13 protein-coding genes and 1 pseudogene are annotated in these 17,510 nt (G+C 42.0%); 2 read left to right on the top strand and 12 right to left on the bottom strand.

Features of this window, described 5'->3' with window-relative positions; translation table 11 throughout:
* Positions 1 to 21 precede the first annotated feature (21 nt).
* From hsdR to Len3610_RS00590, 7 genes are all read right to left on the bottom strand, one after another.
* A complete protein-coding gene (hsdR, locus tag Len3610_RS00615; RefSeq protein ID WP_176446239.1) occupies positions 22 to 2,388 on the bottom strand; it encodes an EcoAI/FtnUII family type I restriction enzme subunit R in 2,367 nt (788 codons plus the stop codon).
* Positions 2,389 to 2,571: 183 nt separating this feature from the next.
* Entirely contained in the window at positions 2,572 to 3,903 is a 1,332-nt protein-coding gene (locus Len3610_RS00610) for an FAD-containing oxidoreductase (RefSeq protein ID WP_176446238.1), read from the bottom strand.
* 256 nt (positions 3,904 to 4,159) lie between these two features.
* Positions 4,160 to 5,566 carry an APC family permease gene (locus tag Len3610_RS00605; protein ID WP_176446237.1) on the bottom strand — a complete coding sequence of 469 codons (1,407 nt, stop codon included), beginning with the start codon at positions 5,564 to 5,566 and terminating at the stop codon, positions 4,160 to 4,162.
* A 621-nt stretch (positions 5,567 to 6,187) separates the two neighbouring features.
* The gene (locus Len3610_RS20365; protein WP_255259724.1) at positions 6,188 to 6,985 is read right to left on the bottom strand and encodes a hydantoinase B/oxoprolinase family protein; all 798 of its coding nucleotides are present in this window, start codon (positions 6,983 to 6,985) and stop codon (positions 6,188 to 6,190) included.
* Between the two features lie 41 nt (positions 6,986 to 7,026).
* On the bottom strand, positions 7,027 to 8,139 hold the full coding sequence (locus tag Len3610_RS20360; RefSeq protein ID WP_255259723.1) for a hydantoinase B/oxoprolinase family protein: 1,113 nt from the start codon (positions 8,137 to 8,139) through the stop codon (positions 7,027 to 7,029).
* A 10-nt stretch (positions 8,140 to 8,149) separates the two neighbouring features.
* On the bottom strand, positions 8,150 to 10,183 hold the full coding sequence (locus tag Len3610_RS00595) for a hydantoinase/oxoprolinase family protein (RefSeq protein WP_176446236.1): 2,034 nt from the start codon (positions 10,181 to 10,183) through the stop codon (positions 8,150 to 8,152).
* A gap of 45 nt (positions 10,184 to 10,228) precedes the next feature.
* Positions 10,229 to 11,596 carry an aminotransferase family protein gene (locus Len3610_RS00590; RefSeq protein ID WP_176446235.1) on the bottom strand — a complete coding sequence of 456 codons (1,368 nt, stop codon included), beginning with the start codon at positions 11,594 to 11,596 and terminating at the stop codon, positions 10,229 to 10,231.
* A gap of 172 nt (positions 11,597 to 11,768) precedes the next feature.
* On the opposite strand from Len3610_RS00590, the gene Len3610_RS00585 reads away from it, so the two are divergent.
* Positions 11,769 to 13,181 (top strand): MocR-like transcriptional regulator GabR, encoded by a 1,413-nt coding sequence (locus tag Len3610_RS00585; protein WP_176446234.1) that lies wholly within the window; start codon positions 11,769 to 11,771, stop codon positions 13,179 to 13,181.
* Between the two features lie 120 nt (positions 13,182 to 13,301).
* Entirely contained in the window at positions 13,302 to 14,144 is an 843-nt protein-coding gene (locus Len3610_RS00580; protein ID WP_176446233.1) for an aldo/keto reductase, read from the top strand.
* A gap of 127 nt (positions 14,145 to 14,271) precedes the next feature.
* Here the strand turns inward: Len3610_RS00580 and Len3610_RS00575 are convergent, their stop codons facing one another.
* The 5 genes and pseudogenes from Len3610_RS00575 to Len3610_RS00560 form a co-directional block, all read right to left on the bottom strand.
* Positions 14,272 to 15,471 (bottom strand): acyl-CoA dehydrogenase family protein, encoded by a 1,200-nt coding sequence (locus Len3610_RS00575; protein ID WP_176446232.1) that lies wholly within the window; start codon positions 15,469 to 15,471, stop codon positions 14,272 to 14,274.
* A gap of 57 nt (positions 15,472 to 15,528) precedes the next feature.
* A complete protein-coding gene (locus Len3610_RS21565; protein ID WP_369693666.1) occupies positions 15,529 to 15,624 on the bottom strand; it encodes a hypothetical protein in 96 nt (31 codons plus the stop codon).
* Between the two features lie 26 nt (positions 15,625 to 15,650).
* Entirely contained in the window at positions 15,651 to 16,076 is a 426-nt protein-coding gene (locus Len3610_RS00570; protein ID WP_369693626.1) for a fumarate hydratase C-terminal domain-containing protein, read from the bottom strand.
* Positions 16,077 to 16,100: 24 nt separating this feature from the next.
* A pseudogene (locus Len3610_RS00565) lies at positions 16,101 to 16,942 on the bottom strand (fumarate hydratase).
* Positions 16,943 to 16,964: 22 nt separating this feature from the next.
* Complete coding sequence (locus Len3610_RS00560) at positions 16,965 to 17,492, bottom strand: MaoC family dehydratase (RefSeq protein ID WP_176446231.1); 528 nt, start codon at positions 17,490 to 17,492, stop codon at positions 16,965 to 16,967.
* Positions 17,493 to 17,510 lie beyond the last annotated feature (18 nt).

The following is a 17,510-nucleotide window of genomic DNA, read 5'->3' as shown; positions in this document are numbered from 1 at the left end:
TGTTACCTCTCCCTATACTAATTAAGACGCATAAATTTCCTGTTCTAATTCCTGTACGGCCATTAAATAGTTATTTTTTCCGCCGAATTCTTTTATGATTTCAATAACCGATCCATGCTCGCTGAAGGTATCTAATTTCAACACTTCCATGCTTTCAATATTTTCAACGCCATCATCCGCATATTTATCCAGAAGCTTTTCCAACACGGCACGGGCTTTGTCACCATACTTGGTAAAGTAATCCCGCTTTTTAACATTATTCGCTCGTTCTTGTCGTGTTAAAGGTTTTTGATCATATGCCACATGAAGAATTAAATCAAACGGATCATAATCACGCCCGACTGTCCGCTCCAGTTCGTCCAGCATGACACCCTGTTCCAGCAATTCCTGAATAATGGCTTCTTTCCGCTCCGATTCATTCCATTTGTTCAGAAATTCATCTAATGTCTGATATTCATTCCGGACCGTTTTCTTTGTATAGTCTTTGAGTGACTCGGTAATTAATTTACCATCTTCACCGTAGTATTGAACTTTTTCAGAAACAACTTTGACTTTCGCGTCTTTCACATAATAAGTTTTGTTCTCATCATCTTTGTCATCAATAAAAATGTCCTCACCACCCGGGCCTCTTTCCGGATAGCCATCATCCTGGAAATCAGGATATACCGGTTCATCCTCTCCGTCTTGCTCTGGCGGCACAGTAGGGTCACCGTCTTTTGGTTCATAGATTTGGACAGGATCACCGTCAAAGTCCGGATCAGCAAACAAATCAGTGACACCTCGAAAATCAAGGATCGTAAATGAATACTTGCCATATTCTTCATTGATTCGCGTTCCCCGCCCAATGATTTGCTTGAATTCGGTCATACTATTAATGTTCGAATCTAAAACGATTAACTTGCATGTTTGCGCATCAACGCCTGTTGTCATTAACTTAGATGTCGTTGTCACAACCGGATACACAGATTCAGGGTCAATAAAGTTATCCAGCTCCATTTTCCCTTCCTCGTTATCCCCAGTAATGCGCATAACATACTTGTGATTCTCCGTCACCAAATCCGGATTTTCATTGGCAATTGCCTGACGCATTCGCTCGGCATGGTCAACATTTACACAAAAGATGATCGCTTTTTGGAAACGATCCGTATGCGCCATATATTCAGCTACTTTTTTAGCAACTTGAACCGTCCTGTTTTCCAGGACCAAGCCTTTGTCGAAATCTTTCTTGTTATACATCCGGTCTTCTATTAAATTACCAAAACGATCTTTTTCACCTTTCCGCGGACGCCAGCCTTCCACATCACGGTCAAACGTATAACGAATTACACGATAAGGCGCTAAGAAACCGTCATTGATACCCTGCTTGAGTGAATATGTATAAATTGGTTCGCCAAAGTAGTGGATGTTCGAAACGTCTTCTGTCTCTTTCGGTGTTGCGGTCAGTCCGATATGTGTCGCATCACTGAAATATTCCAGTATCTCCCGCCATGCGGAATCTTCCCGTGCTGAGCCGCGATGGCACTCATCAATCACGATTAAATCAAAGAAATCAGGGGAAAATTCTTTATAAATATTTTTCCAGTCTTCAGCACCTGATACGCCCTGATAAAGAGCTAAATAAATTTCATAAGATTTATCAACGGTTCGATTGGTAATTTTGGTCATCTTATCGCCAAAATGTTTGAAGTCATTGGCCATTGTCTGATCTACTAAAATATTCCGATCCGCCAAAAATAAGATACGTTTTTTCGCACGGGATTTCCAGAGTCGATGAATAATGTTAAACGCAATCATCGTTTTGCCTGTACCAGTTGCGCAGACTAATAAATTACGGTCCCCGCCTTTCGCAACGGCTTCTACTGTTCGATTAATGGCAATTCGCTGATAGTAGCGAGGGGTCTTACCACCCGGTTCCATAAAGTAATCCTGAGCAACAATCTTTTCTTCTTCTTCGGTAAAACCCTGAGATTTCCGATATCGATTCCACAGTTCTGCAGGATATGGGAATTCTTCAAGCGGCAATTCCCGTGAAATTTGCTCACCGGAACCCGTCCGGTCATGTTCAACAAATCCATTTCCATTTGAACTGTAAACAAACGGAATATCTAATATCTCAGCATAATCCAAGGCCTGCTGCATACCGGCCCCGACCGAATGATTTTGATCCTTGGCTTCGATAATGGCAAGGGGAATATTCGGTTTATAATAAAGGATATAATCGGCTCGTTTCCCTTGTTTGCGAATATAGCCGTTATGGCGTGCAATAATACGACCTGCCGTAAAACTGACTTCCTCACGAATTTGTTTATGTAAATCCCAGCCGGCATCTATAACGGCAGGCGTGATAAATTTACTGCAGACATCACGTTCTGATAGATTTTGCCCCATGCTTTGCCACCTCGCTACCTAAATAATCACTATGACTATTGTACCAAATCGCGGTGATTTTTGGTACGGCAAAGCTGTGATATCCCTAGTTTTCCCCGAAAAAATAAACGATTGTCCATTAAGTATATGAACTCAATGAACAGTCTCTATATGACGCTAGTTTACAATAACATTCCACCCCAATTAATCCTCAACCGCAAACAACCCATTGAACGATTCGCTCATAACCGGGTGATTATACATCTGATCTCTCAAATACGTATAAGGCGCGTCCAAGTCCATGGCAAGCTTGACCAGGTTGATTAATTCTTCTGATACCGGACCGAACAGGCTGGCTCCTAAAATCTTGTCTGTTTGCTTATCAACGACGACTTTAAACAGCCCGCGAAGATCATTAAGCACGTGGGCACGGGGGTGTGATGCAACCGCCATTTTACCTTCAGCAGCTTCAAACCCTTCCTTGTCAGCCTCTTCCTTGGTCAAGCCAACTCTGGAAAAAGGCGGTTCAACAAACATGGTATACGGCACATTTTCACGCGTCTTCAGCGAATAGCTTTTGTCACCGAGTAAGTGACTCATGACAATCCGGTAATCATCAAGCGAAATATACGTGAATTGAAAACCGCCTCTGACATCACCAAGAGCCCAAACGTTATCAGTGGTAGTTTCAAGATTATCGCCAACTTTAATGGCGCCATCTTCCGTCAACTCAATCGAGGTGTTTTCCAGACCGAGGCTTTCCGTATTCGGTTTGCGGCCGGTTGCAAGCAGGACGGCATTTGCTGTCACCTGGTCGTTATTGGATAACGTTAGCGTCACGTCATCTTCATTGTTCTCTTCAATTTTCTCAGCTTTCGTCCCATTGATTATATTAATGCCTTTATTTTGAAACTCCTTTTCGATTTCTTCGGCAATATCCGAATCTTCATCTGAAAGGAGCTTCTCTTCAGGTGTTATGACGGTTACGTCCGATCCGAAATTGCGATACATCGAGGCATATTCCAAACCGATATAGCCGCCGCCTACGATCGCAAGTTTCTTCGGCAGCTGCTTCCGGTTAATCAATGTGGTGCTGGTATAGACTTTATCCGAGTTAATGTCCCCTTCCATTGGCGGGATATTACTGACAGCACCAGTATTGATAAATATGTGCTCAGCTGTCAGAATTTCCTTTTTCCCGTTTGTTTCAACCGCCACTTCTTTATCCGAGCGAAATGTGGCCCCCGAATCGAAAATCGTGACATTATCATGATCAGCAAGCTGTTTATAATTTTTTTCGTTCAGTTTATCAACAACGTCATCTTTTCGCTCAATTGCCTCGCCATACGGTACATTTTGCATCCCGTCGTGGACCAGCATTTTTGTGGGAATGCAGGCAATGTTAATACACGTTCCGCCATACATGTTGGGATCTTTTTCAATCATCGCCACTTGCCAGTCTTTGTTTGCCAAATCACCGGCAATGGTCTTCCCGGCTTTTCCAAATCCAATTACGATGGCATCAAATGTCAGCATAATCATTTCCTTTCTATGTTGTTTGGATAATAATAGCGTCTTGTATTTGATATTATTCCCAATCTTGAAAGGCCAGAAAACATGTTAAGCGAGTGGCAGAGGCTGTATAACTTTACGGTTTTTCAGGGAGAAGTATTTTACCGTAGAGGGCTACCGCTTTTTCCGTTTCCTGAGACATGTCCGCAAACAAAAGAAACAGCATTTCCTTTTTAGGTTAACGCTGTTTCCAGTATCAAAAATAGATTTTTCAGTCTGCCTATGCAATCCGGTCTATTTCTTCTTTCATCCGTTTATCGGCATATGCCGTGCCATATTTTTTCATTGACACTTTATACAAAACAAAGCCAAGTATAGCCCATATCCCAATGATAGCCCATTCATACGGCCAAACAAGTGCTGAGGACATGCCCGGCAAATACAAAATCCCAATACCTATTGACATAACGACGGCAATCCAGCCAATGACAGTACCGCCGGAAAGCTTAAACGGGCGCTTCATCTCCGGTTCTTTTTTACGGAGAATAATGAAGGAAATCGCCACCATCAGCCATGCAACGACAAGACCAAGTCCGCCCGCATTGACAAACCATTGAAGTGCAGGGCGGCCCAACAACGGTGCAGCAGTGGACAAAACAGCAATCAGCAAAATGGCTTTATGTGGTGTATTATATTTTGGATGCAGTTCTCCCAATGATTTAGGAAGCATACCTGCTCTGGCCATAGCGTAAATGGCACGGCTGCCACCAACGTAAAAGCCAAGCCAACTCGTTAAAATACCGCCAATACCGCCCAGAACGAGGAAGTTCCCCATCAGCCTGCTATCACCAAACGCTTTTGCCATTGCGTCTGCGGTTACAAGATTTGATTCATTCAGTTCGGCCGGGCTCAACATCCTGGAAACACCAAAGATGATGGCCACATACCAAAGTACAGCGAGAAGAACTGATACAATCAGCAGCTGGCCAATTCGCTTTTGCGGAACATTGATTTCTTCTGCTGCCTGCGGGATGACGTCAAAGCCGACAAACATGAATGGTGTCATAATAATGACTGACATAATGCCTGCAGAACCCGCTGCAAAAAACGGTTCCATTGTTTCAACACTGCCACTGGCCGTTCCACCGGTGATCAGTAAAACGCCTGCCGCAAGAATCAGCCCGGTCAAAATAACCGTAATCGAGGACGTTAATTTAATGCCGCGGTAATTGACCCAGGCAACGATGATTGATCCTATGATGCCAATTCCTGCCCATGTCATGGTAACGTCCCAGCCGGCCAACGTGTATAAATAGCCTTGGCTGTAATTCGGTATCAGATACTCAAAGACTGTTGGCAGCGCAACGGCTTCGAATGCAATAACCGACACATAGCCAAGTATAACTGCCCATGTGGCGATAAACGAAACTGTTCGTCCCATCGCTTTAAATGAATAGACAAGCTCACCACCAGCAAGCGGCAGAGCAGAGGCCAATTCTGCGTACGTGAGCCCGACCAGAACCACAAGTAAACCGCCGATCAGGAATGCCAGAATCGCTCCCAATGACCCAGCTTCAGTCACCCATAATCCGGCTGTGACAACCCAGCCCCAGCCAATCATGGCGCCAAATGCAAGTGCGATAACATCTTTATTGCCCAAAATCTTTAATAGTTTGCGGTCACGCATTGTTATCCTCCTTGTTTTGGTTTTGACATAGAAGGTTTATCAGATTATATTGTTCATTTTATGGTAATATTCAGGATTCACATTTCTTTAGCCAATTTGCTTTTCCGCTGCCATCACAGATCGATATAAGTGTCGGTCAAATAAATGCCCTCACCTGTTGGATGGAGGATGTCGGGTTAATAAAATGTTTCTGATCCAATTCAGCTAAGTTCTTGATAAGTAATCGCTTCCAAATTTTCATATAGAATATTACTTTCATAAGTTCATTATTTTCTTCAATACACCTATCAATATATCTTTATTTATTAATTGCGAACGACTACAATCACTTCATAATCTGCTTCATAACTATATAAGCTCACTACACAAATATGATTTAATTTTAAAGATAATACACACAACCACTTTCTGAAACTCGTACGGCTGTTTTGTGTACTTTCACTGTCGACATAACCTGTTCATAAAGAACAGAGATGATAGCAATGTAGGAAGTACGCTTGCTGGACTATGAATTATCTGGTTTGGCTGTAATTTTTGATATTTAATCCTCACGACTTCTCTTTGCTAAGCATCGAAATCAACAATCCTTTTTGAAATTTATAACTGGTTATTGTTAAGTTTTCAGTCCCAGTAGGTGACAGACCGTTTTTGGAGCATGTCACGGAATTGTTGCGTTGATTTTTCCAACACTTCACCTGTGGATAAATCAACCAGCACGCCATATTGACGAATTAAATCCAACTGATTGATCTCACCTTTTTCAAACAGATTACCAACGTAGTGCATATCTTTCTGAAGCCATTGTTTTCTATGATTACGAATGTATTGTCTCATTTCTTCTGTTGCTGCATCATCAATGATATATTGATCTAGCTCCGCGTTAACTTCATTAATAACTACACCATAATCTTTTATGGCTCGTTCAATAGATACATATCGATTGATAACATCATGCAATACTTTTTTTGGTTCGCGATCGAGCGGGTCGCCTAGTCCGCCTCCTCCGGCAGAAGGCCGTGTGAATGAATCTCCTTCTTTAATGACAACACCAGAAAAAAAGGCTCCTAAGAAACGTTCATCGTCTCCTGTAGGTTTTAGCCAAGTACCGTGTGGGTATGAAGGCAATCCACCAAAGAGACCCCATGGAACTGAACGTGACCGATCACAACAAACGGATATGACGCTATTATCAACATTGGTTAATGTACCACCTTTTTCTATGCCACATCCACCACGGTATTTTCCAGGCCCTCCTGAATCTGTAATTATTTCATGTTTAGAAGTCACTACGGGAGTTAATCGTTCTTGACCTTCGCATGGCTGAACACTTAAACCTATACCAAATACCGGCGAAATGGCATTAGCTCCATCCCGGTCAATGCGACCGCCATGTCCTCCTGCCATCCAGTCATACCACATAAAAAAGCTATCCTCTTTACTCCGCTTATCTTCCCCTCCTATTAATAAGTATTCCAGATTAAAGCAAGCCGTTCAGGCAGAACATGCGACCATAACTCGAAACATGCATTCATAATTTTTTCATAAGGTCCTGAACAAAAGCCAGTTACAGCTACAGGCCACTTTGCATTGACAACTGAACCTTCAGGCAATTTAGCTTTAATTACACGGTAAAAACCTGAATTTAATGGGATATCAGGGAAGAGAGTTTTCGTTCCGGCAAACAACCCTGAATAGGCTGATCCAAACGAAGAATTCAAAAAACATCCTATAGCATCATGTGTCCCTTCAAGGTCATAATAGATCTGATCATCCTCTATTGTCATTTTAACGTTAATTGGGATCAAGCCATCCCCCACTTCCGGATCCATATCAATATAATCAACCGTTTCCCACGTACCATTAGGAAGATCCCTCAGCTTAGCTCTTGCAAGTTTCTCAACATAATCCTGCACTTCATCAAAAGCTGTTAAAACTGTGTCAACCCCGTACTTTTCGACCAATCTTAGTAGTTCCTTTTCTGACACTTTCGTTGCCTCGGCCTGTGCTCGCAAATCTCCTAGACGCTCTTCAGGTACACGCATATTAGAGACCAGCAAATTAGCTACATCCTCTAAGTACTCGCCTTTATGCCATATGCGCGTTGGCGGGATAAGCACTCCTTCCCCATAATGATCCTTGGAACTTACATCAAAGGATCCGGGCACAGAACCTCCCATATCTGCCCAATGGCCACAGGATTGCATAATTGCTATCATCTCTCCATTATAAAATACAGGTCGCAAAACACGGACATCATTAAAATGCGTCCCACCACGATAAGGGTCATTGATTAAAAATACATCGCCTGGATGTATGTCATCCTTAAAATCTTCGAGTACTGCTTTTGCTGTGAAATGCAATGTTCCGACATGAACCGCGATATCCTGTGTTCCCTGCATAATCGTGTTTCCTTCCGCATCGCACAAAGCATTGCTGAAATCACGATTATAAATAACAAACGAATAGCAAGTCCTTAAAATTTGCTCCGCCATTTGATCGACTAAATTCGAGAATCCATTCTTCAAAACCTCAAATGTTACTGGATCCAGTTTACTTTCAAACGTTTTTTCCACAGAAATCACCTCATTTTACTAAAGAAATTATAATATTTTTATATTTGTCTATATAAGCCTGAAATTCAGGAGGAATAACAACCGTTGAATCTAATTGTTCAACAACCGCAGGACCATTAATCCTGGAATCAACTGGCACATCTGCACGATTATAGATTGGCGTTTGAACAATTCCATTTGATTCCTCAAAGTAAACATCCCTGTATTCTTTCAAAGCATCCTCTAGAGTGCCTTGCGGTTCTTCCTTAGGCAGCTGAGGTTTTGATACGCTCCCAACAGCTTCCACTCTCAAACCATAAATCTCTATACTTTTATCAATATCCGAAAATGCGTATGCCCGTTCATGCTCCTGGTGAAATTTAGCAACGGCTTGGTCCAAGGAATCCAAAGGCCGATTGATAGTCACCTCTAATGACCGCCATTGGCCACTATAGCGCATTTCCAAGTGTCGAATAAGCGTCATGTTTTCAGATTTTATCTTTTCTTTTTCCAAAAGTCCAATAGCCTCTTTCTCCATTTCGATATATTTTTCTTCCAATTCATCATCTTTTATATCATCTAGGTTGGCGACAAAGGTCTGTGTAATATCATGTCGGACATCCACAAGCAAACACCCTAGTGCTGCAGAAACTCCCGGATATTTTGGAACAATGACACTTGGGATTTCTAATTCTTTGGCTAGATATGCACTTTGTAAGGCACCAGCACCTCCAAACGCCACTAATGCAAAGTCTCTCGGATCATATCCCTTTTGTACGGATATTAAGCGCAGGGCATCAGACATATTTGCATTAGCTACTTTCAATATAGCATTAGCCGCTTCATATTCATTAAAGCCAAAGTTCTCGCAAATAGATTGAACTGATTTTACAGCAGCTTCCCTTTCCAATGTCAATTGTCCATCTAATAACTTATCATTTAAACGCCCTAATATAAGGTTGGCATCGGTGTTTGTTGGTTCTTCGCCTCCCAAGCCATAACAAGCCGGGCCTGGGTCCGCTCCTGCACTTTCGGGGCCATTTCGCAGTGAGCCGCCATCATCAATACGAGCTAAGCTTCCTCCACCTGCCCCAATAGTCCGTACTTCCACACTAGGGAAGCCAATCGGATAGCCATACTCAATATACCAATCTTTCGTTACTGGAAGGTCACCTTCATACATAAGTGATATATCGCAGCTTGTTCCACCCATGTCCAGTCCTATAGCATTATTAAAACCGCATAGCTGGGCAATATGTTTACTAGCGATTGCTCCTGCTGCGATGCCTGAACTTGCAACCCTTGCAGCCAGACGCGGAACCATTTCTGATGTCATGACACCGCCCCCTGAATGAAGCACCAAAATATCATCCTTGTATCCTCTTGTCTTCATGTGATCTTCTAGTCGTCCCATATACTGGCTCATAATTGGACCAAGAACTGCATTAATAATTGTGGTACTCGTTCTTTCATGTTCGAATATTTCCGGCAAAACCTGACTGGATGTACACACATATACGTCATCTAATTCTTCTTCTAATACAGCTTTAACTTTTCTTTCATTTTCGCCATTTACATAGGCATTCATAAAACAAATAGCAACTGATTCTATTCCTTTTTGTTTTAACGTTTTCGCCAACGCCTTAACCTCTTCCTCCTGTATCTCTGTTAAGACATTTCCCTTATAATCAACCCGCTCATTAACTTCAAAACGGTTTCTTCTTTCAATATAAGGCGGGGCAACGTCCTTATAAGCATCCCACAGATCCGATTTAGTCCCCCTGCGAATTTCTGTTACATCCCGAAAACCCTTCGTCGCAATCAAAGCGGTTTTAGGTAATTTTCTTTCAATTAATGCATTTGTTCCGACTGTTGTTCCGTGTGATAACAGACTTATATCTTTACCTGATACATTTGCAGCATCAACACCATTAACGACCCCTCTTTCAGGGTTTTCAGGCATTGAAGGTGTTTTCGCGACTTCGATTTCATTCGTCTGTTCATTGAATACAAACACATCTGTAAATGTACCACCGGCATCCACGGCTACACGATATTGGCTCATATGATTCCACTCCCTTTAAATTACTTGTAATCAATTATTGTAATTTTAGTAGATATTTTGACTTCCTATACCTATCTCTTTTTCTACCGCCAGCACAGCATCATGCACTTTTTCAACCAGGTTATCAATCTGTTCTTCATTGATAATTAATGGCGGTGAAAAACAAATAATGTCCGTGCTGTCGAATGTTACAGGCCGGCAAATAACACCACGGTCGTATAGTGCATTGATTGCTTTTCCAGCCACCTTCCATTCAGCAGGAAAACGTTCATTGGTGTCCGGATCTTTGACGAGTTCCACAGCCCCAAGAAGACCGAGTGCCCTGACGTCACCAACAATTTGCGTGTCTTTTTTGATCTGTTTGAAACCTTTCAGCAGCCGTTCACCCATTTTTTGTGCATTTGCTGCGAGATTTTCATTTTCCATAATTTCAATGTTTTTCAACGCGACCGCACTGGCCGTTGGATGCCCGCTATACGTGAATCCATGGAACAATGTGCCGCTTGAACGTTCTTTCAGCATGTCGTGGATTTCATCGGAAACAACTACCCCGCCAAATGGGAGATAGCCGCTTGTGACACCTTTGGCAAACGTCATCAAGTCAGGCTCAACATTCCAATTTTCCATGCCGAACATTTTCCCAGTCCGTCCAAAACCGGTAATAATCTCGTCGGCGATGAACAAAATCCCGTATTCATCACAAAGCTTGCGGATCTCCTGGAAGTAATCATCAGGTGGAATGATGACCCCGCCAGCACCTTGTACAGGTTCTGCAATAAATGCCGCAATCGTTTCCGGTCCTTCCTGCTCAATCACCTGGCGTATCGATTCGATTGCCTCTGCTGTGTCTTTTTCATATGGTGTATCCGCATGAACGAAATCAGGCATAAATGTTCCGGCCATATCCCAAAATTGCGGAATACCCGTTGCGCTTGTTGAAGCTGCAGCAACACCGTGATAAGCCTTTTTACGGGAAATGATTTTCCGGCGCTCCGGTTCACCCTTCAGCTTCCAGTAATGCCGTGCCAGTTTAAAGGCTGTATCATTCGATTCAGAACCACCTGACGTGAAAAACACAGCATTTAATCCTTTTGGCGCTATAGAGGCTATTTTTTCTGCGAGCAGTATGGCCGGTTCGTGACTGAACGTTGAGAATGCAGAGCTGAATGCCAGTTTCTCCATTTGCTCTTTAGCAACCTCTGCCAACTCACTGCGCCCATGACCGATATTGACATTCCATAACGACGACATCGCATCAATGTAAGTTTCTCCCTTGATATCGGTTAAATAAATGCCCTCACCTTTTTCAAAAATATAAGCCGGCCCATGCTCCTGCTGCTGTTGGATGGATGATGTCGGGTGAATAAAATGTTTCTGATCCAATTCGGATAAGTTTTTTGACAATGGAATCATCCTTTCTATAGGTAATCGCTTTCAAATTCTCGTAAAAATCATAATCTCAGCTTTATGTTGCATAACCCCCTTGTTTAACTGTTTACTGTGAATTTATAGACTAGTATGATACTTTGTTGGTATAATGAAAAGTACCAGAATTAAGAAAATTATGGGACCAGGGTGAAGGCAGATGATTAAATTCCATATCGATAAAAGACAAAAATCAAATTATATTTATAAACAAATTTATGAAAGACTCAAGGAATTCATACTGGATCACAAAATTCTTGCAAACAACAAACTCCCTTCAAAAAGAGAAATGTCCAATGAATTGGGAGTAAGCATCAATTCAGTCGCAACGGCATATGAACAATTGCTTGCGGAAGGGTACATTTATACGGTGGAACGTAAAGGATATTTCGTTGAAGATATTGCGCATTTTGTTAATGGCAATTCTGCTAAAGAACGTGAACTGCCTAAACATTTAAAGGAAACTCCCAGTGATGAAAAAGGTTGGCTTTCCTTTTCACATATCAAAATAGACCATTCCATGTTTCCTTTTTATGAATGGATGAAGAGTCAACAAAATGCGATATCCCAACATACAACAGAACTTTCCGAGATCGCCCATCCACAAGGCCCATTTACCGTAAGAAAGACGATTTCCGATATGATAGGCTTAACACGCGGTGTAACATGTGAGCCTGAACAAATCATTATAGGTACCGGTATACATCCATTAATTCATCAATTAATGGCAATACAAGGCTCAAATACCAAAATAGCTATCGAAAACCCGGGATACTCACGGATTTTCCAAATACTAAAAAGCCTGAAACTGGACGTATTGCCTATTGGGTTGGACAGGGATGGGATCGATATTAACGGAATCAAATCAACCAATCCTGACTTTTTGTTTATGACACCTTCGCACCAGTTTCCAACTGGAACGATAATGCCGATTTCCAGACGTGTTGAGCTGTTGAATTGGGCTGCAACCGGCGACGATCGATATATTATAGAAGATGATTATGACAGCGAGTTCAAGTATGGTACGGATAATATCCCTTCCCTGCAGAGTTTTGATCGAAATCAGCGCGTCATCTATTTCGGCACCTTTTCTAAAACTTTACTGCCAAGTTTCCGGATTAGTTATATGGTATTGCCGCCTAAGTTACTTGAAAGATATCAATTTCATTATTCTGACCGGATACAGGGCTGCAGTTCGCTTCAATTATATGCGTTACATTATTTTATTCAAAATGGGGATTACGCCAAACACATTAAACGAATGAATCAGCATTATGATAAGAAACGGAAACAATTAATAAAGGAACTCGCTGTAAGGTTTCAGAACAGGATAAAAATTAAAGATGCCCCGGCCGGACTCCATTTTCTTGCGGAATTTGATACAGACAAAAGCTATGAAGAGGTAAAAGAAAAAGCCAAACAGGAAAAGCTGGAAATCTATACAATGAAACATTTTTTACTGGGGGATGATGATAGCAAACCGAAAAATATTGAAATCGTTATTGGCTTTGCAAGTATTAAGGAAGATGAAATAGCTGAGGCGATTGACCGGTTGTATCGTGTTATTTGCTGATTAGTTTTGACAGTGGAAAACGCTATCCCATGATGTGCAGTGATAGATTATGATAAACTACTATTAAATACGAATAGCTTAATGGATTAAATAAAACAAAAATATAAAAGGAGTGACACGATGACGAACCAAATACCCGAAATCACACTGAATGACGGGACAAACATCCCGGCAATCGGCTTTGGGACATACAAACTGTGGGGAAATGACGGTGCAGCAGCCATCGCAAGTGCCATTGATCATGGCTACCGCTTGATTGACTCAGCCTACAACTATGAAAATGAAGGAACAGTCGGAGCCGCATTGAAGCGGACATCCGTACCACGTGAGGAATTGCGCATCACATCAAAGCTTCCCGGCCGTTACCATACGTACGACAAGGCAGTGAAAACCATTCAGGAATCACTCTATCGCGCCGATTTGGACTATTATGATTTATACTTAATCCACTGGCCAAACCCGAAACAGGATATCTATATGGAAGCTTGGCAGGCTTTAATTGATGCAAAAAAATGGGGATTGATCCGCTCAATCGGTGTTTGCAATTTCCTGCCCGAGCATCTGGAACGTCTGGAAAAAGAAACGGGTGTCTTGCCAAGCATCAATCAAGTCGAGCTTCATCCATTCTTTAACCAGGCAGAACAGCGCAAATGGCATGAAGAGCATGGTGTTGTCACTGAATCCTGGAGCCCTTTAACCCGTGCCAGTGATGTTTTCACTAATGATACGATTAAAGACATTGCGGACAAACACAGCAAAACGGCTTCACAGATAATTTTGCGCTGGCATTATCAGCACGATGCTGTTGCCATTCCGAAATCAGCATCACCTGTGCGTCAACTGGAAAACATTTCGATTTTTGATTTTGTGCTGGATGATGAAGATATAGAGGCAATAGATGAGTTGAGTAGGACGGATGGGCGTATGAAGGATCAGGATCCGGCGGTTTATGAGGAGTTTTAAATGCGTTATTTAAAACAAAAGGCTGCTTTCCACCGTTTTTGTTGGTGGTTGGCAGCCTTAGGATCTTGAATCTTGCATCAGCTCAATATTTATAACACAAAAACAACAAAACAATTGAATCATAACATTAATAAGATCTCGGCATACCTAAAACATGCTGGCCAATGTAGGATAGAATCATATTGTTATTCACTGGCGCCACTTGATACATGCGTGTTTCCCTGAATTTACGTTCTACATCATATTCATCTACAAATCCATTCCCACCGAATGTGTTAATGCAGATATTTCCGGCTTCCCAGCTGGCTTCACTTGATAAAAGCTTCGTCATATTTGCTTCTTCACCGCACTTTTCATTTGCATCAAACTTTTCTGCAGCTTCGTAGCGCAATAAATCTGCAGCTTTTATGGAAGCATAAGCGTGTGAGATTGGAAATTGCACTCCTTGATTCTCCCCAATTTTACGGTTAAATACCTCCCGTTCGCTTGCATATTTTGTTGCTTTATCAATAAAAAAGTATCCATCCCCAATCGTTTCTGAAGCGAGCAAAATTCTTTCAGCATTCATACCATCTAAAACATACTTAAAACCTTTCCCTTCTTCTCCTATAACACTATCAAGTGGTATTTTCATATCTTTATACCACACTTTATTCGTTGCATAATTAAACATTGTACGGACCGGTTCAACTTCCAGTGAATCAGGTTGGCTTACTCTGATTTCCCGCAGATCTACCAAAAACAGGCTGATCCCATCTGATTTTTTGGTAACTTCCTCTAAAGGCTTCGTTCGTGCCAAAAGAAGGAGTAAATCTGACTGTAGAATACGACTGGTCCAGTTCTTATGGCCATTGATGATATAGCCGTCTTCTGTTTTTTCCGCAAACGTTGTAATTGATGTCGTGTTTGATCCCGCTTCAGGCTCGGTGATGGAAAAAGCCTGCAAACGGATTTTTCCTTCAGCAATCCCGGGAAGATATTTTTTCTTTTGCTCTTCGGTTCCGTGTCTAAGCAACGAACCCATCGTATACATTTGGGCATGGCAAGCAGCTGCATGGCCACCGGCGCGGTGGATCTCTTCCAGGATTATGGTTGCTTCCACCAAACCGTACCCTTTGCCACCATATTCTTTTGGTATCAGCACAGATAAATAACCTGCTTCGGTTAAAGCGTCCACAAAGTCATGAGGGTATTCTCTTGGGGGATCTAGTTTTCTCCAATATTCATTACCAAATGAAGCACATAATTCACGAACACCCTGCCGAAGTTCATTTCTTTCTTGTTCACTTAACTTAATTGGTGTCTTCTCATCAATTGTCTGAACCATTACCATTCCCCTTTTTGTATTTCCTTATTTATAGCCGTTTGTTTTTCAATATTAAGGCTATTTAAATTTTTTCTGGGATTCCTTATACCAGTCTCTGCCTTCTGAATCATTAATCACCATACAAGGGAACTCTTCAACTGTTAATTTTCGTATGGCCTCAGTGCTCAGATTTTATGCCATTAACTCCACCGATTTAATTTTTTTCGCCCAATAGCGCTCCCGATCACCAATGGCTTGCCAAAATAAACGGCACTTATCTCAGCAACTGAATGACTCTTCTTGACCCTGTAACCTTTACCTATCATTCCTTTTAATCCCCGTTCAAGTAAAGTGGGCGTATATTTATCCATTCTGATGCTTGTCGTCGGGCCTGCCGAGCCAATCACTTCCCCGGGTTTGGCAGGTGTCGGCCCCACATAATAGATGATTTGATTTTTTAATTCAAATGGAAGTTCTTCGCCATTTTCTATCTGTTCTACCATTCTTTTATGAGCTGCGTCCCTGGCAGTATACAAAGTTCCTGTCAATAGGATTTGGTTCCCTGCCCTTAATGATCTAACAGTTGCTTCGTCCTCAAACGGCACATTTAATTTTATTTGAGCCATGTAATCCCTCCAAAAAAAACTAGGTTAAAGTATGACATGTTTATGCCGGCTCGCATGGCAATTTAAGTTGACTGCCACTGGTAGGGCAGCAATATGACATGGGGAAATTTCTATTTTTATATCAAGTGCCGTGGTGCTTCCCCCCATCCCTGCGGCCCGATCCCCAATTTATTAATCTCTTGGGTCAATTCTTTCTCAAGATTAGCAATCTCCTCATTAGCATGTCGTTCCCCAACCGGTCTGAAAAAAGTGATTTCTTGGGCCAAGTAGGCACAAGAATCAAAAATTGCCGCCTTATCCTTGCCGACTACAAGTGGAGGACAAGCATTGGACCTGCTTCCCGAACTGTATCCAAAATGAATTTTTTCACACCTTCAAGTCCGTCACTCGGTTTAAGCATTTTGAGAGCACTCATGTTTCCGCCCGCCGCCTTTTGCGGTCATATATATTTCAAGACGATCTCCCGATACTATTTCTGTATGAATGACAGAAGGCGTATTATCTCCCGTATTTTTTCGATTAATAGGATCATCCACGATTGAATAACGCAAGTAACCATCCTCGTATCCAGTACGAACACCTTCATTGATTGCTTCCTGCAAGCTGCCACCGGTGATATGACAATCCTGTCCCAGTTTCACAATGAAAACGGATACACCGGTATCCTGACACATTGGAACCCGGTCCTGAATTGCAATATTGGCGTTGTCGATCAATTGGTTCAGCACTTCTTTACCGGCTTCAGAAGACTCTGTTTGAACTGCTTGCTCAAATGCTGTTACAACATCCTCCCCCAAGTCATAATTTGCCTCTTCGCACAGACGTGCCACATTCTGAACAATATCATTATAATGAATCTCTTTCATTCGAACCACCCTCCTGTTTTTTTCAGTCTTGTGGCTTACTTTTTTCCAGGACTTTGTTTAATAACTTATTCTCTTTTTTAGGTGCATAATCCTTTTTGTAAATCATGAAAGTCCGCTTAAATGTGATCACAATTTCGCCTCTTTGGTTATAACCGCTTGTTTTGACATTCACAATACCGACATTCGGTCTTGATTTGGATTCCCGTTTATTCAGTACTTCCGAAAAGGAATAAATGGTATCCCCTTCGAACACCGGATTCGGCAGGCGAACCTCATCCCACCCCAAGTTGGCCATGGCATTCTGGGATAGATCTGTGACAGACTGGCCTGTCACTAAAGCAATTGTGAACGTTGAATCAACCAGCGGCTCCCCAAACTCGGTCTGTTCTGAATAATGACTATCGAAATGAATGGGATTCGTATTTTGAGTCAGCAACGTGATATAAATGTTATCTGTTTTTGTTGCAGTTCTTCCGAGTGGGTGTGAATAAATGTCCCCAATTTCAAAATCCTCATAAAAACGCCCATTCCAGCCTTCTTTTACACTCATTGAATGTACCTCCTCATT

The sequence above is a fragment of the Lentibacillus sp. CBA3610 genome (assembly GCF_013373365.1).
Lineage (GTDB): Bacteria > Bacillota > Bacilli > Bacillales > Amphibacillaceae > Lentibacillus.
The sequence above is the reverse complement of the archived record's forward strand: the minus strand, read 5'-3'. Positions and strand labels throughout refer to the sequence as shown.

What these genes read in the sequence shown, in the direction of transcription:
- Len3610_RS00605 (WP_176446237.1), bottom strand. Translation starts at nt 5,566, where the DNA reads ATGCGTGACCGCAAACTATTAAAGATTTTGGGCAATAAAGATGTTATC.
- Len3610_RS20365 (WP_255259724.1), bottom strand. Translation starts at nt 6,985, where the DNA reads ATGTGGTATGACTGGATGGCAGGAGGACATGGCGGTCGCATTGACCGG.
- Len3610_RS00595 (WP_176446236.1), bottom strand. Translation starts at nt 10,183, where the DNA reads ATGAGCCAATATCGTGTAGCCGTGGATGCCGGTGGTACATTTACAGAT.
- Len3610_RS00575 (WP_176446232.1), bottom strand. Translation starts at nt 15,471, where the DNA reads ATGGTTCAGACAATTGATGAGAAGACACCAATTAAGTTAAGTGAACAA.
- Len3610_RS00570 (WP_369693626.1), bottom strand. Translation starts at nt 16,076, where the DNA reads ATGGCTCAAATAAAATTAAATGTGCCGTTTGAGGACGAAGCAACTGTT.
- Len3610_RS00580 (WP_176446233.1), top strand. Translation starts at nt 13,302, where the DNA reads ATGACGAACCAAATACCCGAAATCACACTGAATGACGGGACAAACATC.
- Len3610_RS00590 (WP_176446235.1), bottom strand. Translation starts at nt 11,596, where the DNA reads ATGATTCCATTGTCAAAAAACTTATCCGAATTGGATCAGAAACATTTT.
- hsdR (WP_176446239.1), bottom strand. Translation starts at nt 2,388, where the DNA reads ATGGGGCAAAATCTATCAGAACGTGATGTCTGCAGTAAATTTATCACG.
- Len3610_RS00560 (WP_176446231.1), bottom strand. Translation starts at nt 17,492, where the DNA reads ATGAGTGTAAAAGAAGGCTGGAATGGGCGTTTTTATGAGGATTTTGAA.
- Len3610_RS00585 (WP_176446234.1), top strand. Translation starts at nt 11,769, where the DNA reads ATGATTAAATTCCATATCGATAAAAGACAAAAATCAAATTATATTTAT.
- Len3610_RS00610 (WP_176446238.1), bottom strand. Translation starts at nt 3,903, where the DNA reads ATGCTGACATTTGATGCCATCGTAATTGGATTTGGAAAAGCCGGGAAG.